This is a genomic window from Bacillus sp. FSL L8-0152 (genome assembly GCF_038006365.1).
GTDB lineage: Bacteria > Bacillota > Bacilli > Bacillales > Bacillaceae_G > Bacillus_A > Bacillus_A cereus.
The window spans coordinates 13,090-24,971 of the sequence record NZ_JBBOVB010000006.1 but is presented as its reverse complement, the minus strand read 5'-3'; the positions used below and the strand labels follow the sequence as shown (position 1 = coordinate 24,971).

Sequence of the window (11,882 nt, the reverse complement as noted above, 5' to 3'; positions counted from 1 at the left end):
AACTTCTAAAATTGTACAATGGAGCAGTTAGCTATTTCGGCTAGCTGCTTTGTTGTGTAAAATGAAATATTTTTTACTAAGGCACATATTTATAAAGCAAGCATACTGTATAGAGTACAGCTGAAATTCTTTACGATCTCCTTTTTAGGGCCTTTTTTCTTAGAGCACATGCTTTCATGTGCTCTATTTATGTTTAAAATTAATTATCAAATGAAGTTTTTGTTTAGTTTTCTTCATCCCACCCTTGATACTTTCTGAATAATTCAGCCATTGTCATATTGTTGTATTTTGCTAAATCTTTAGCTAGCGCACACACATTTTTGAAAGAAGAACAACCTTTCTCCATTTCAAGGTATTCTAGTAAATGCATGTATTCATTAAAATAAGGTTCTTCCTCTTGATCATCTTCTACTGGTTCAGCCCAGCAATGTAAGTCTTTGTTATTAACCAGCAAGACATCATTTGCTTTACCTTGATTACTTCCCTCGCACCAACGCCAACCACAGTTTTTCCAATGACCATCATCCATATCTCTTTTGCTTGCATCATCACTCAGTATCTTGAAATCCTCTTCCGAAACTTCATATACTTGATAAGATGTTGTTTCGTCACCGTATGTTCGTGTAGCATTAACCCCTAATCTTTTTAAATCTTCAGTTATGTTTCCTTGTACTAGTATTTCTTCCATTTTAATTTCCTTAGTTAAATTAACAGTTCCGATTTCTTCGTAGGGTTCTACTTTGTAACCTTTTTCTTGTAGAATTTTTAATACTTCTTGCGCATCCTTCCATGCTTCTATACCTTGTCCAAACTTAATAGTCACTGTATTCATTTTTCATTCTCCTTTTCTAATAAAATAGCGTTTTGGTTAAAATCTCTCACTCAAGTCTTCTAGCCAATATGGTTCTTCAAGCCAATACCCTTCATCTTGATCGAAACGATAGTATAAAACCTCTCCATCTTCATTTACAAAAGGGTTTGTATATGTGTCATAAGGCTTACTTCCTTCTGGATAATAAGTCATCACTTCTTTACCTAACATCGGGCAGTGAATTTTTCCCCATTCAATGGCGTTTATCCAATTAAGTTCTTTCATTCTTTCTCCCTCATTTCTTAGCAAATAACGATTTTGTTTTAATTAATTCCTTGCAATGCTTGCATTAGCCCAAAAAACAGCTTCTTCAAGTTTTGTTAAAGCTAATGACTTTTCACGACTATTCGGGCATGATCCATCAATCAAGTTTGCGAAGTGTAAAGCTTCATTTCTAATATCTACAAACTTCTCTGTTTGTCCCTCTTTAGGCGGATGGTAAGTAAAATTCTTTTTAATTTGTTCTTTCATGATTTTTAGCTCCTTTTTCAAAATAAGGATTTCATTACGATTAATAAGGTGCACCTCCCACATAATCCTTGCGCACATTCCATTGTTTGAACCATTCTCTTGCATGATTTCGAAATACTTCACTGTGTTCTTCCGGAGTATTAACCGTCCATTTATTTGTTTCTACGGTGAATTTTGCCATGTTATCTGGCAATGGGAATCTCCAAGTCATATCCCAAGGACTTTTCCAACATCTCTGTCCGATCTTCCAGTTGTAAATCTCTCCATTTAGTAGCAATACACTTGCATGTACATCGTGCGGATATGTATCTACCCAATGTGCCATTCTCCTAACCTCACTTTCTATTCAAATAAGAATTTTGTTTAAATTACTTATACCAGCATTCGTTTATATACCATGCTCTATGCCATTCATCATCCAAGCTTTCTACAGCTTTGTTGTGGTCGTTTGGATCAACTGATAAACAATATATTTTCGCGTTATCTGAATCGCTTTCTTCATCTTCAATTTCAATTTGGGTAACTTTTAAATGAAATTCCTCGATACCATTACTAAAAACGTCACCTACAGCAATATGCCAACCGCTCGTTTCCAACTCTTCAACATATTTCATCTTTCATTCTCCCTTTCTATTCAAATAACTATTTTGTTTAAATTTCTATGTCTTTTATCGCTTCTTCAATTTTTTCATCTAACTCGTTATATTTTTCATAGATATCACATGTTACATTTTGTATTGCTCTATCTACCTCATACCAAGGAACTGATTTTTCTGTCCACTTCTGATGTAAAATCCACGCTTCAATATCTTCAGCCCTTTTCTTGAGTGCATCACGTTTCTTTAAGGCTTCTGAAAGATTCATATCCATTCCCCTTTTCGATTAAAATAACGCTTTTGTTAAGTTTTGTTTCACCCTATACCATGCTTCTTATTGAATGCTAAATCATCGTTATACTCATCCACCATTTTTTGTTGTGTTTCCGACAATTCATCATAATGCTCTGATAACCATTTTTCTTGTTTATCAGTTCTCCCTAAATACGATATAAATATATAATCCATATTTGGTTGTGGTCCCCATTTCGGAACTCCCATAGGTATCCATAGTAATTCTTTCAATACCTCCGTTTGATGTACAACTGTTCCTCTTTCGTAATTTAATCGAACACGTTCTTTCTTTAGATGATCATCTGAACTAAGAAGTTCGTATGCTGTTTGATAATGCTCTCCGTATTGACAAACAAGGAATACGCCGTCTGGAGAAAGCCACCCTGTTAACCCGTTACCCATCTCTACCCCTCATTTCTCTACAAAATTCAAATTTTGTCTTAATAACCACTCAATTGACGTTCAAAGTTTTCTTTATTTTTTTCTTTGTAGGCATACACAATGTCTACAAATTTATATCCATACAAGTAGCAAAGGCGGAAGAAAATACCGAACGCTTTATGTAAATGGGTTAATGTTGTACTTAAATCCCTATAATGGCACCATGCACGTTTTGCAGTTAAAATGTCCTGCATATACCACTCGAACAACATATTCACATTCGTTATATTTTTCTTCATGATGTATTGTTTTGAATAGTTAGATACAAGCTTCCGTCTTAACGTATAACTGTCCAGTTCAATTACTATGTTCATTAAAAAGTGAAATCCATCCACTAGCTCTTCTAGCAGATTTTCTTTTGGGGTTCCATATCCTGTGCTCCACATTTTAAAGGCCCTTGTCTCATTCCACGCTTCCCCAATTTCAACCAATAACGCGCGGAAAAGCATATCTACTTTATCGTTACCTTTATATCCAATTCGTTTATCTAACTCTCTTTGCATTTCGAAAAGTTCTGTAATATCAAATGTTTGCTGCGTTTCTTCTGGAGTAATAGTATTTAAGTTTGTAGTATGTCTCATTGTGCATACACTCCTTTACGATAATCTTTAATAATGCCACCATTTTCATTAAAGTAAGCAATTTCCCAATACGGATTAAATCGAAACTTATCCGGATTACCATCTAAAATAACGTACAAATCATTTTTACAATTTCCCACGATCGTCCCCATTCTTCCCTGAACTTCGACACGCATTCCACGTTTTGCAAATGGAATTCTTCTGTAGTTACACATTTTCTTGAATGCTGCTTCTTGTCCAAAAAGCGTAGCAATATCTACTACCCCCAGGTACTTGCAACTAATGAACCTTTCAAATTGTTCGAATGGCATATCTATAAAGTGCTGCTTTTTAAATTGTTTATAATAGTGATATTTTGCTTTCTCTTCACTTTCTTTGGTAATGATATGGTCACATCTCCACTGCGGAAAAACTGTTGAAATATGATACTTGTATGTAGGAGCAGCAGCCATTAGTTTCCCTCCTGACCAACAAAAGAGACTTTTGACCAATCCATTTCTGCTGTTTCTTCTTGATTAATCATCTCCAAAGGCACTTCTAGCAAGAATCGCGCTGTTTTGTTGCAATTCGTGCATTTCACATGAATAGCTTTTTCTTCTGCGCTTACCATGATTCCGCCAATCCCATTATCCTCAGTCGCGATAATTGGCAACACCGATGTAACTGGACCTTCATTTTCAAATTCCTTTTCAACCAAACTAGCCAGTATATTCATTCCACATAAGCATTTAATTTCAAATCTCATAGTATTTAACCCCTTTAATTGTTTTATAGTTGTAACTATTAGCAAGACCGTCAATTCTAGCTCGTCCAATTCCCATAATTGACGGTCTCTCAGCCTATAACACTTCAAATCTATTAATCGATTTATTATCCTTTGTTTCTCCAATTGCTTTGTTCACCTGCTGTTTACTTTTGAATCTTATCGAATACCCTAATTGCTATAGCTATTATAAGACTGAATATTACAAAAACAATTGATGTATCCTTATCCATAATGGATTAACCCGCCATATCTTCTGCGAAAAAGTAGATTTCTAGTTCTTTAGGATCTATTTGGAACCTCTCGTCTGAATTGTTAACTAGTACGGCCACAAGTCCCGTTTCTGAATCTTGATGTTGTACAGTTAAAACCCGTTTATCGTTACTAACGAAGTCACCAGGATGGAATTCGTTGTTTCTTCTACCCCTAGCAGCAAATATTCTACGACGCTCTTCCCAATACTGCTCATCCTCTGTTGCTCTGCGACACTCATCAGCAAATTGCCATCCCTTATCTCCTACACTCATAACCGATTCATTACCCCACGTTCCATAGAATGCAATACCTCCATTCTGATCGATAAAAGCAATATCTTCTACCGCTGCAAACATTGTGTAATCTTTGCCTTCAAACGCTACCCATTCCCCTTTTTCAATAAACGGTGCAATGATTTCCGTCATATTAATATTCACTACAGTCATTTTCATATTTAATTCCTCCTTAATTTGTACTAAACCCAAAAATTAACGATGTATGCTCCGTTCATTTGAATTTCTTTTCTTGCATAAGTCGTTTTTCCATTTTTAAACTTGACTGGTTTATAGAACCCGTTTTTACTAACATCAGATGCTCTGTTAGCATGTTGATATTGATATATTTTAAATTCATTTGCATATACAACCGGATCATGTCCTGCTCCCCAACTGTCCCAACGACCTTCGACAAACTTAGCTGGATCATCACAAATTGCATAAATACTATCTTCTTCATTAATTACGAGGTATATATCATCCCAATCTTGCATTGTTTTCAATCCATTCTTAATAGCTCTCATTGCATCTAACGCACCAATAAAATCAGCTTCCATAGTAATTAACATCCTTTCGTTATTTAAGATATTTAGTTACATATTGCGGTCTAAATCCACTATCTAAATAGATTCTTAGCTGCTGTGGCTCTTGCGATTCCCTTGCCGCGCAGCAAATCCTCTCTGCTGAATCCCAATGAAAACCTTTGTCTTCACTTCGTTTAAAACGCCATATAGCTGTGACATAATCCATGAACATATCAAAGTGATTATCCTGTTTTGTAGAGCGCGGCAGTAGCTCGTCCGCGCTCCAGACATCGCATGGAATAATAGCCATGACATCTACAAAGCTCGACAATCCTCGCCTTTGTTTTACATGCGCCTTCTTTATATCAAAAGGAGCACTTTGTACTATATCTGGTTGTTTAGCAGAATCATTTAATATCAGTGCCAGTTGTTCCGTCATGGTGCTCACCTTCTAACTGCATTTGCAGTGTTGCAGTGAATCCGCGTTCTAATACTGATCCAATAACTGCATTCATCCATAGATGCGTTCCAATCTTCCTTTGCAAAAGTGTTATAATCGTTAGTATTTCTTTTGTAGATAGTGAGACAAATTCGCCTAATTTTTCTTGGTTAAATTGCCCACCACGCTTTTCTATGTTTAAAATAATGTTATTTTCTTTCACATATTGTTCCGCCTTAATTAGATCAAACTGACGAACCTTATCACGTCCATATTTGGTAATTAACGCTTTTAACATATCTACTAAAACATTGACATCTACCACTTTTAATTTTGTTTCCATCTCACCACGGCAAGATTTACATAACGTTTTTTCGCATCCCTCAATATGCATATTTGTTACATCGGATTCTGGTATTACATCACCGCAAATATCGCACCATTCGCTATTGTCAAACAACGCACTGAACATAAATTTCATCTCCCAACCTTTAATTTTTTATCGTTTATATTTAACGCACTTATTGCATGGCCGCTAGTGCGTTTATGTGTACTAATGTGTTATAATTGCAAATGTAAATTCTTTCTTAACTACCCATCTCGCAAATGGGTAGTTTTTTATATACTTTTTTTGATTTTTTCTACTATCTTCGAACTTCCACTAACCTTTTCTAGATGCTTAGCAACCTTCAAAACTTCATTTCTTTCTTTACTTTTATTTTGTTGATCGCTCTTCTGCTTTTGCATGTACAGATCCATAAGTTCCGATTCAATCGCAACTGCTTCACTAGATTGCTTGTCACATAGTGTTTTTAATTCTTGAGCAGCTGTAAACTCACCAGAATTCATTGCTCTTTCGCATTGAGAGAGTAATAACTTACGATTCATCATATATTCTCGAAGCTTTCCCTCTAAAAGTTCAGCTCTTTGCACATGCTCAGGAAGCACTCTGTCTCTTATTCCCAATTACATTCACTTCCCGTTCTTGTTTACGGTCATCTTCATCGAGTTTTCGCTCGATGAAGCTACCGCCTTTGTATGCTGCTAATGCTAGTAATCCAAGTCCTAAACCAAAGATACAAACGGCATTGGTACTCTCAACTAAGACAATATCCATTACGCTATGATAAATACCTTTTTAGATTGAATTTCCTCTGCTAATGCAGCAGTTAAATACTCTTTGATGTTATCAATTGCTTCTAGTTTCCATGCGCCACCATCAGCCTCAAACAATGCACATTCTGGACCTTTACGCATTCGGAATATAAAATTACTTTCTGGTTGTTCAACTTCAACAAATGTTCTATATGGTTTTAATAGAACCGGATTAGGTACTTTTACATTCCCTACAGTAGCAACGCCCATTTTTGCTACGACACTTTGAGAAACGCCATCGTCACCAACTGTATTTACAGCCTCTTCTTTGATATTTCCAACAACCTTGAGCATTAAATCGCGATCTGCATTCAGTACAAATGCGGACTGTAAACTAATATTAAAATTCTCTACATCATGGTATCTTTCAAATGAAAAACGCGGTAACAGTGCTTCTACTTGAATAAAATTACTACGGTTATAGTCATTATTAATTTGTGTGAAGCAAGAAACACTTGTTGGACTTTCAATATGAACCATTAATGGATGATCACCATCAAATTGCGATTTAATATAGGCTACTAGACCAGAAAGATTATTTACAGTGAGTGTTTTTGCTGTTGGTTTCTTAATAACATGCATAGGTTGTGTTGATAATTTTTGTCCATTGATCTCCTCAATACGTGTATTTCCCAATCCAACTACATATTCAATTGCTGCTTTAATCATTTTTCATTTCCCCTTTTCATTTTTTAGTTAGTTGATTGTTGGCGTAAATCTACAACTTTATCGCCTACATCATTTTTTATAACTTCCTCGCCTGGATCGTAAAAGGTTTGTCCAATTACACCAGAAACAAGTTCTTGACCTACTAAATTACCTTCATTGTCATAATCCATAACAATTTTAGATTCAACTTCTGTTGCAGGAACTAACGTTGTTTTAGCTTGTACCTTACAATTCAGTACATCTCGTTGCTGATCACCTGCTACTGCAATCGTAATATTAATTTTCCTTACCTTTTTAGGGTCGGTATTTGGGTCTGCAATGTTCTCCAAAACCTTCTTTAATTCAATATTTACTCTTTCAAATAAGGCCCCATCTGCAAAACTATTTAAGTCAATCATCTTTCTTCCCCCTTGTTAAACTAATCTTGGTCGCCATGCTTTAATGTAAGAAATAGCTTCATCAAAGTCTTTCTGACGAATATTGCAGTAACTATTTACAGCAAATGCAGCTTTCACATCTTTCCATGCTGCTGAGAATAGTTTTTTCTTACTATCGTGCACTGCTTCATTAATTGTTCCTTCATCCCAGAGACAGCACACCCTACGATTAACAGCGTTTCTAATAGCTGTTTGCTGGCTGTAATCAACAGTCATTCGCTGATTGATATCTAATTCAATCTTTTCTATCTTTGTTTTTATTTGAGACAAGTCTTCTTCATGAGCAAGCGCTAACTTCATAGTCGCTATGTACTGTTCACGCGAAGAAGGAAGATTTGTTTGTTGCTTTTTTATTTGTTCCTCCATTCGGTTAAACTCGTTTATAAATTCCTCCTTAAATTCAGCAGCTTTGCTACCTGTAAACCCTGTAACTAAGAACACTAATCCATCTTGTCTTATTAAATATTTCTTATTTCGCTTTCCGCTATTGTCTTTATATTCACTCAACGCAAAATTTCGTTGAGTGAATTCCACGCTACATTCTAGATTTTCAATGTTACGTATCACATCGGCGTGACGTTTACCAAATACATTTGCGACTGTTAAACTATCAGTAACCACTTTATTCCCTTCCACAAAAACCAAATGATTCATAGTATTAAACCTCCTCTTTATACTAAAGTTCGTAAAATGCGAACTTTCATTTTAAAAAAATAAATCGATAAAGTTCGATTTATGTTAACACTACCATAATTAGTCTTCTGCTTTTAGTAATTCATGCATTGGCAGATCAAGAACTTCGGACATTGCAATCAACGCCTTTCTTCCTGGCTCTCCTTTGCCACTTATATACGAAGAAACTGTAGAAGGAGCACGATTTATAGCGTGTGCAAATTCTATTTGTTTCATATTTTTTTCCCTAAGAAAAGATGACAATTTACCGTTATCAAATTTCATAAATGCTTCACCTCACTTATCTCTTACAAATCCAATCTTAACATATAGTTTGTAAAATGTGAACTTTTTGTTTGTGTTTTTTTCATTTTTTTAATTATACAAAGGTAAAATATTACAAAAGTTTGCTAAAACTGAACTTTTGTAATAAAATGAGGTGAATAAACTTGTTTACTTTCTAATGAAAAATATTAATTTTATTTTATATAAAAGGGTGAATTGATTATGCGTGGAGAAAGGGTAAAAGCATTAAGGAAAATGAAAGGTTGGACACAAGATGAGCTTGGAGCAGCTGTAGGATTAAAAAAAGCTACCATTTCCGGAATTGAAAATAACAAGCGTAATCGTGGTGAAAAATCTATATCTAAATTTGCTGAAGTTCTAGGATGTACAGCTGACTACCTTCTAGGTTTCTCAGATGATCCTCGATTAGATAGTAATCAACATACACAATTAAGAAAGAAATTCGATGAACTATTTCAAGAACTTCAAGACAAACCCGAACATGAACAAGAAATGTATTTAAGAATGTTTGAAGCAGCTCTTGGTATCGAGAAGAAATAAAAAACACGATTGTTAGTAGACACTAACAATCGTGTTTTTTATTTTTCTTAATTGCAGCTTCTACAGCAACAAATTGTTTTTTCACATTTTCATCCTCATTTATTTCCCCCAGCACTAATAAATCCCACAACCTATTCGCTAATCCTTCTTTTGAATTAGTTGTTACTACACTTTTTTCGCTATTTACTACTGCTACATTCATTACTATTCCCCCTAAAATCCCTTTGTTTTTTTGTAATAAAATGGATTTTTTTCTCTTTTTAATAAAATGTTTAAAAACAGAACGGTCTTTAAACGTACAAATGCGACCGTCTTATATTAGACGATCGCATTACCAACTAATTTATATATAGTTACTTACTTTACCATCCACCAGGATCAGACATATATGTATATACATGGGCAGACGCTTCTTGTTTAGGCTGTTCTTTAGCTAAGTCAGAATGACTTACTAAAAACCCACCTAATACCATCAATACAGGAATAATAGATAAAATCTTTTTCATAAAATCATCACCTGCCTCACACCAGATAAGATAATTATACCATTTATTCAAAGAATACCCAAGTAATCTTTTGGGATTTGAGCATAAAATTTATCACCTTTAGAAATCATGATATCTAATGCTTCTTTCATTAATGAAATTCTGTCATCTTCATTATCTTGCGCTAACGCTAAATAGACAGTTTGTATTCCAGATAAAAAACCGTTTTTTTCTTTTAACTTAATTAACATTGCTTTACCTTCTTGTTTATAACCTTGTTTTATCTTTAAAAAAGCAATTTCAGCTTCATCTATTTCAACAATGGAATATAACTCTTTCATGTTATAAATCTTCAAAAATGCTAAATTTTGAAGAATCATTTCTCTTTTCTCTTTAATACCGTGAAAATCACCTAAACCCTTTAGAGTCTCATAAGCCTTAAGAAGATACTGTTTAGATATGTCATAATTATTAGAATCCAATATATATGATTCTCCTAATTTAAAGTAAGCAATAGCTTTAGGCAAAATAAAAAATAAATTTTTTTCACATTCATCTAATATGTCATAACATAGCTTACGTGCTTTTTCAATTTTATTATTACGAAGATTCAATACAGCTTGAGCTTCTTTGTATCTTACACCAAGTGTAATTTGGAAAAAGTTATTGGTAATTGTAAAAATACTCGAATCAATTTCATGCATTTTCTCAGCAATTAATTCATGATTTCCTGATTGATATAATGTCTGACAAAGTATTAAATCTACTAATGTTTTCATTTCTGTACATGTTGTTTTTTTATTTTTCTCTCTCATTAGATTATAAAATTTTAATAATTTTATATCTTTAGTAAACCTTTGATGAATAAGTTCATAGATCATTGAAAATTCTCTATTAAGGGATGTACTAGAATTTTTCTCTTCATCCACTAGAATTTTTAACGTGTCAAAATCACCCTTTAAAGTTAAATACTCCATAATTTCACGTTTGCTTTTAGGTTTAGGATCAGCAGCTCTCATATACTCACATACAAATTTCTGTTCTGTTTTAGTACCTCGATTTAATAATGATAACGATTTAGTGAGGTAAGAAAAACGCATTTTTCTTTTACCTTTAAAAATCGCTGTAACACCACTTGGAGAAATCCCCCATGACAAGGCAAGTTGCGTGTTATTAATTCCAGCAGAGTACAATTCTTTCTTTAAAACATTCAGAAAATCTTTCATTTCATTTGTCCTCCTTATGGACAAAAAGACACGTAAACCCCAGTTACATATAAAGGAAAACGCGCCACTATTAATCTAAGATGTGTTATAATTATGTGAGATCCGCGACAATGTTCCCTAAGGTGGTAGGGGGCAGTGTAAGAGTGTTCCTAGCACTACTTGCACCGTGGGTCTTTTTTTGCGTCCGTTTTTTATTGTTTTTATAATACCACAAATTTTCCAATATTCTGTCGGATAATAGTCTGAAAACTATTGAGAAAGTTGGAAAACCCCTGTGTATCAGTGTTTACGACAATACACAGAACAAAATATGCAATTTTACATTTCAACGTTTTTCAACCTATATGAATATTTTACCACAAAAACACGAACTTTTGTTCTGTTTTTATTTTATTTATTAGTTGTAAAACAACTATAATATAATTAATAGTTAATAAAACACCTTATTATAGTAGTGTGATAGCACAATATTTATACTTTACTTATTATGATACTCTTTGGAAAAACTTTAAAACATTTAAGAAATTCACATGATTTAACACAAACTGAGTTAGCTGAAGCTCTAAATTTAAGTCAGAGTCAAATTAAAAATTGGGAAACTGGTCGATTCCAACCGGATATCGAAACTTTAGCAAGTATCGCCTCCTTTTTTAATGTCTCTTTAGACGTTCTTGTAGGTTTCTCTAACAACTTTCAAGATGAACCAATACAACAAGTCATTTCTGAAGCTAGGTCAACGTATGGGACGCTAGATGATGCTCAAAAAGAAAGGTTTTGTAATCAGTTGTTATTAATAATTCAGATGATTAGAGATAACCCCGAAACGTTCTAATCAAGGGAGCTAATTTAGCTCTCTTTTTTTACAGAAAACCTGTAACTAAA

At 34.1% G+C, this 11,882-nt stretch carries 25 protein-coding genes; 2 read left to right on the top strand and 23 right to left on the bottom strand.

Going from position 1 to position 11,882, the window contains the following annotated elements; translation table 11 throughout:
• Nucleotides 1-223: 223 nt before the first annotated feature.
• The 20 genes from MHH27_RS31560 to MHH27_RS31465 all read right to left on the bottom strand — a co-directional run bounded on the left by MHH27_RS31560 (nucleotide 224) and on the right by MHH27_RS31465 (nucleotide 8,728).
• Nucleotides 224-688: a hypothetical protein gene (locus MHH27_RS31560; RefSeq protein WP_340946077.1), complete on the bottom strand. Its 465-nt coding sequence runs from the start codon at nucleotides 686-688 to the stop codon at nucleotides 224-226.
• A 180-nt stretch (nucleotides 689-868) separates the two neighbouring features.
• Nucleotides 869-1,096 (bottom strand): hypothetical protein, encoded by a 228-nt coding sequence (locus MHH27_RS31555; protein WP_000661412.1) that lies wholly within the window; start codon nucleotides 1,094-1,096, stop codon nucleotides 869-871.
• A 42-nt stretch (nucleotides 1,097-1,138) separates the two neighbouring features.
• Nucleotides 1,139-1,342 carry an Acb2/Tad1 domain-containing protein gene (locus MHH27_RS31550; protein WP_000662953.1) on the bottom strand — a complete coding sequence of 68 codons (204 nt, stop codon included), beginning with the start codon at nucleotides 1,340-1,342 and terminating at the stop codon, nucleotides 1,139-1,141.
• Nucleotides 1,343-1,382: 40 nt separating this feature from the next.
• Nucleotides 1,383-1,667, bottom strand: coding sequence for a hypothetical protein (locus MHH27_RS31545; protein ID WP_340946011.1), 285 nt, complete (start codon nucleotides 1,665-1,667; stop codon nucleotides 1,383-1,385).
• 43 nt (nucleotides 1,668-1,710) lie between these two features.
• Complete coding sequence (locus MHH27_RS31540; protein WP_340946008.1) at nucleotides 1,711-1,956, bottom strand: hypothetical protein; 246 nt, start codon at nucleotides 1,954-1,956, stop codon at nucleotides 1,711-1,713.
• 37 nt (nucleotides 1,957-1,993) lie between these two features.
• Nucleotides 1,994-2,206, bottom strand: a complete 213-nt coding sequence (locus MHH27_RS31535) for a hypothetical protein (RefSeq protein ID WP_340943858.1) — start codon at nucleotides 2,204-2,206, stop codon at nucleotides 1,994-1,996.
• A gap of 47 nt (nucleotides 2,207-2,253) precedes the next feature.
• Nucleotides 2,254-2,634, bottom strand: coding sequence for a hypothetical protein (locus tag MHH27_RS31530; protein WP_340943860.1), 381 nt, complete (start codon nucleotides 2,632-2,634; stop codon nucleotides 2,254-2,256).
• 38 nt (nucleotides 2,635-2,672) lie between these two features.
• A complete protein-coding gene (locus MHH27_RS31525) occupies nucleotides 2,673-3,254 on the bottom strand; it encodes a dUTP diphosphatase (protein WP_340946004.1) in 582 nt (193 codons plus the stop codon).
• Nucleotides 3,251-3,706, bottom strand: coding sequence for a hypothetical protein (locus MHH27_RS31520; RefSeq protein ID WP_340946002.1), 456 nt, complete (start codon nucleotides 3,704-3,706; stop codon nucleotides 3,251-3,253). Before MHH27_RS31520 ends, MHH27_RS31525 begins: the two co-directional genes overlap by 4 nt.
• On the bottom strand, nucleotides 3,706-3,999 hold the full coding sequence (locus MHH27_RS31515) for a hypothetical protein (RefSeq protein WP_023901545.1): 294 nt from the start codon (nucleotides 3,997-3,999) through the stop codon (nucleotides 3,706-3,708). The genes MHH27_RS31520 and MHH27_RS31515 overlap by 1 nt, the downstream gene beginning before the upstream one ends.
• A gap of 257 nt (nucleotides 4,000-4,256) precedes the next feature.
• On the bottom strand, nucleotides 4,257-4,724 hold the full coding sequence (locus MHH27_RS31510) for a hypothetical protein (protein WP_340945997.1): 468 nt from the start codon (nucleotides 4,722-4,724) through the stop codon (nucleotides 4,257-4,259).
• 23 nt (nucleotides 4,725-4,747) lie between these two features.
• Complete coding sequence (locus tag MHH27_RS31505; RefSeq protein ID WP_016090384.1) at nucleotides 4,748-5,104, bottom strand: hypothetical protein; 357 nt, start codon at nucleotides 5,102-5,104, stop codon at nucleotides 4,748-4,750.
• Nucleotides 5,105-5,123: 19 nt separating this feature from the next.
• The gene (locus MHH27_RS31500) at nucleotides 5,124-5,510 is read right to left on the bottom strand and encodes a cell division protein SepF (RefSeq protein WP_340945994.1); all 387 of its coding nucleotides are present in this window, start codon (nucleotides 5,508-5,510) and stop codon (nucleotides 5,124-5,126) included.
• On the bottom strand, nucleotides 5,479-5,982 hold the full coding sequence (locus MHH27_RS31495) for a hypothetical protein (RefSeq protein ID WP_340945990.1): 504 nt from the start codon (nucleotides 5,980-5,982) through the stop codon (nucleotides 5,479-5,481). The genes MHH27_RS31500 and MHH27_RS31495 overlap by 32 nt, the downstream gene beginning before the upstream one ends.
• 146 nt (nucleotides 5,983-6,128) lie before the next feature.
• Nucleotides 6,129-6,458 (bottom strand): hypothetical protein, encoded by a 330-nt coding sequence (locus MHH27_RS31490; RefSeq protein WP_445688909.1) that lies wholly within the window; start codon nucleotides 6,456-6,458, stop codon nucleotides 6,129-6,131.
• Nucleotides 6,448-6,627, bottom strand: coding sequence for a hypothetical protein (locus MHH27_RS31485; protein ID WP_016090388.1), 180 nt, complete (start codon nucleotides 6,625-6,627; stop codon nucleotides 6,448-6,450). Before MHH27_RS31485 ends, MHH27_RS31490 begins: the two co-directional genes overlap by 11 nt.
• Nucleotides 6,627-7,334, bottom strand: coding sequence for a hypothetical protein (locus MHH27_RS31480; protein WP_340945985.1), 708 nt, complete (start codon nucleotides 7,332-7,334; stop codon nucleotides 6,627-6,629). The genes MHH27_RS31485 and MHH27_RS31480 overlap by 1 nt, the downstream gene beginning before the upstream one ends.
• 23 nt (nucleotides 7,335-7,357) lie before the next feature.
• Complete coding sequence (locus MHH27_RS31475; RefSeq protein WP_016090390.1) at nucleotides 7,358-7,732, bottom strand: hypothetical protein; 375 nt, start codon at nucleotides 7,730-7,732, stop codon at nucleotides 7,358-7,360.
• 15 nt (nucleotides 7,733-7,747) lie between these two features.
• Nucleotides 7,748-8,425 (bottom strand): Rha family transcriptional regulator, encoded by a 678-nt coding sequence (locus MHH27_RS31470; protein ID WP_340945982.1) that lies wholly within the window; start codon nucleotides 8,423-8,425, stop codon nucleotides 7,748-7,750.
• A gap of 99 nt (nucleotides 8,426-8,524) precedes the next feature.
• On the bottom strand, nucleotides 8,525-8,728 hold the full coding sequence (locus tag MHH27_RS31465; protein WP_340945980.1) for a helix-turn-helix domain-containing protein: 204 nt from the start codon (nucleotides 8,726-8,728) through the stop codon (nucleotides 8,525-8,527).
• 222 nt (nucleotides 8,729-8,950) lie between these two features.
• On the opposite strand from MHH27_RS31465, the gene MHH27_RS31460 reads away from it, so the two are divergent.
• Nucleotides 8,951-9,289, top strand: a complete 339-nt coding sequence (locus tag MHH27_RS31460; RefSeq protein WP_340945977.1) for a helix-turn-helix domain-containing protein — start codon at nucleotides 8,951-8,953, stop codon at nucleotides 9,287-9,289.
• Nucleotides 9,290-9,311: 22 nt separating this feature from the next.
• Here the strand turns inward: MHH27_RS31460 and MHH27_RS31455 are convergent, their stop codons facing one another.
• The 3 genes from MHH27_RS31455 to MHH27_RS31445 form a co-directional block, all read right to left on the bottom strand.
• The gene (locus MHH27_RS31455; RefSeq protein ID WP_340945974.1) at nucleotides 9,312-9,491 is read right to left on the bottom strand and encodes a hypothetical protein; all 180 of its coding nucleotides are present in this window, start codon (nucleotides 9,489-9,491) and stop codon (nucleotides 9,312-9,314) included.
• A 160-nt stretch (nucleotides 9,492-9,651) separates the two neighbouring features.
• Nucleotides 9,652-9,795 (bottom strand): hypothetical protein, encoded by a 144-nt coding sequence (locus tag MHH27_RS31450; RefSeq protein ID WP_165365593.1) that lies wholly within the window; start codon nucleotides 9,793-9,795, stop codon nucleotides 9,652-9,654.
• A gap of 47 nt (nucleotides 9,796-9,842) precedes the next feature.
• Complete coding sequence (locus MHH27_RS31445; RefSeq protein WP_340945971.1) at nucleotides 9,843-11,000, bottom strand: AimR family lysis-lysogeny pheromone receptor; 1,158 nt, start codon at nucleotides 10,998-11,000, stop codon at nucleotides 9,843-9,845.
• Between the two features lie 487 nt (nucleotides 11,001-11,487).
• Between MHH27_RS31445 and MHH27_RS31440 the strand changes: the two genes are divergently transcribed.
• On the top strand, nucleotides 11,488-11,832 hold the full coding sequence (locus tag MHH27_RS31440) for a helix-turn-helix domain-containing protein (RefSeq protein ID WP_340945968.1): 345 nt from the start codon (nucleotides 11,488-11,490) through the stop codon (nucleotides 11,830-11,832).
• Nucleotides 11,833-11,882 lie beyond the last annotated feature (50 nt).

Bases quoted from the DNA above. Each gene is read 5' to 3' on its own strand.
- MHH27_RS31440 (WP_340945968.1), top strand. From the start codon at position 11,488: ATGATACTCTTTGGAAAAACTTTAAAACATTTAAGAAATTCACATGAT.
- MHH27_RS31540 (WP_340946008.1), bottom strand. From the start codon at position 1,956: ATGAAATATGTTGAAGAGTTGGAAACGAGCGGTTGGCATATTGCTGTA.
- MHH27_RS31500 (WP_340945994.1), bottom strand. From the start codon at position 5,510: ATGACGGAACAACTGGCACTGATATTAAATGATTCTGCTAAACAACCA.
- MHH27_RS31520 (WP_340946002.1), bottom strand. From the start codon at position 3,706: ATGGCTGCTGCTCCTACATACAAGTATCATATTTCAACAGTTTTTCCG.
- MHH27_RS31505 (WP_016090384.1), bottom strand. From the start codon at position 5,104: ATGGAAGCTGATTTTATTGGTGCGTTAGATGCAATGAGAGCTATTAAG.
- MHH27_RS31555 (WP_000661412.1), bottom strand. From the start codon at position 1,096: ATGAAAGAACTTAATTGGATAAACGCCATTGAATGGGGAAAAATTCAC.
- MHH27_RS31515 (WP_023901545.1), bottom strand. From the start codon at position 3,999: ATGAGATTTGAAATTAAATGCTTATGTGGAATGAATATACTGGCTAGT.
- MHH27_RS31465 (WP_340945980.1), bottom strand. From the start codon at position 8,728: ATGAAATTTGATAACGGTAAATTGTCATCTTTTCTTAGGGAAAAAAAT.
- MHH27_RS31525 (WP_340946004.1), bottom strand. From the start codon at position 3,254: ATGAGACATACTACAAACTTAAATACTATTACTCCAGAAGAAACGCAG.
- MHH27_RS31445 (WP_340945971.1), bottom strand. From the start codon at position 11,000: ATGAAAGATTTTCTGAATGTTTTAAAGAAAGAATTGTACTCTGCTGGA.
- MHH27_RS31460 (WP_340945977.1), top strand. From the start codon at position 8,951: ATGCGTGGAGAAAGGGTAAAAGCATTAAGGAAAATGAAAGGTTGGACA.
- MHH27_RS31545 (WP_340946011.1), bottom strand. From the start codon at position 1,667: ATGGCACATTGGGTAGATACATATCCGCACGATGTACATGCAAGTGTA.
- MHH27_RS31480 (WP_340945985.1), bottom strand. From the start codon at position 7,334: ATGATTAAAGCAGCAATTGAATATGTAGTTGGATTGGGAAATACACGT.
- MHH27_RS31455 (WP_340945974.1), bottom strand. From the start codon at position 9,491: ATGAATGTAGCAGTAGTAAATAGCGAAAAAAGTGTAGTAACAACTAAT.
- MHH27_RS31475 (WP_016090390.1), bottom strand. From the start codon at position 7,732: ATGATTGACTTAAATAGTTTTGCAGATGGGGCCTTATTTGAAAGAGTA.
- MHH27_RS31510 (WP_340945997.1), bottom strand. From the start codon at position 4,724: ATGAAAATGACTGTAGTGAATATTAATATGACGGAAATCATTGCACCG.
- MHH27_RS31550 (WP_000662953.1), bottom strand. From the start codon at position 1,342: ATGAAAGAACAAATTAAAAAGAATTTTACTTACCATCCGCCTAAAGAG.
- MHH27_RS31485 (WP_016090388.1), bottom strand. From the start codon at position 6,627: ATGGATATTGTCTTAGTTGAGAGTACCAATGCCGTTTGTATCTTTGGT.
- MHH27_RS31450 (WP_165365593.1), bottom strand. From the start codon at position 9,795: ATGAAAAAGATTTTATCTATTATTCCTGTATTGATGGTATTAGGTGGG.
- MHH27_RS31530 (WP_340943860.1), bottom strand. From the start codon at position 2,634: ATGGGTAACGGGTTAACAGGGTGGCTTTCTCCAGACGGCGTATTCCTT.
- MHH27_RS31560 (WP_340946077.1), bottom strand. From the start codon at position 688: ATGGAAGAAATACTAGTACAAGGAAACATAACTGAAGATTTAAAAAGA.
- MHH27_RS31470 (WP_340945982.1), bottom strand. From the start codon at position 8,425: ATGAATCATTTGGTTTTTGTGGAAGGGAATAAAGTGGTTACTGATAGT.
- MHH27_RS31495 (WP_340945990.1), bottom strand. From the start codon at position 5,982: ATGTTCAGTGCGTTGTTTGACAATAGCGAATGGTGCGATATTTGCGGT.
- MHH27_RS31535 (WP_340943858.1), bottom strand. From the start codon at position 2,206: ATGAATCTTTCAGAAGCCTTAAAGAAACGTGATGCACTCAAGAAAAGG.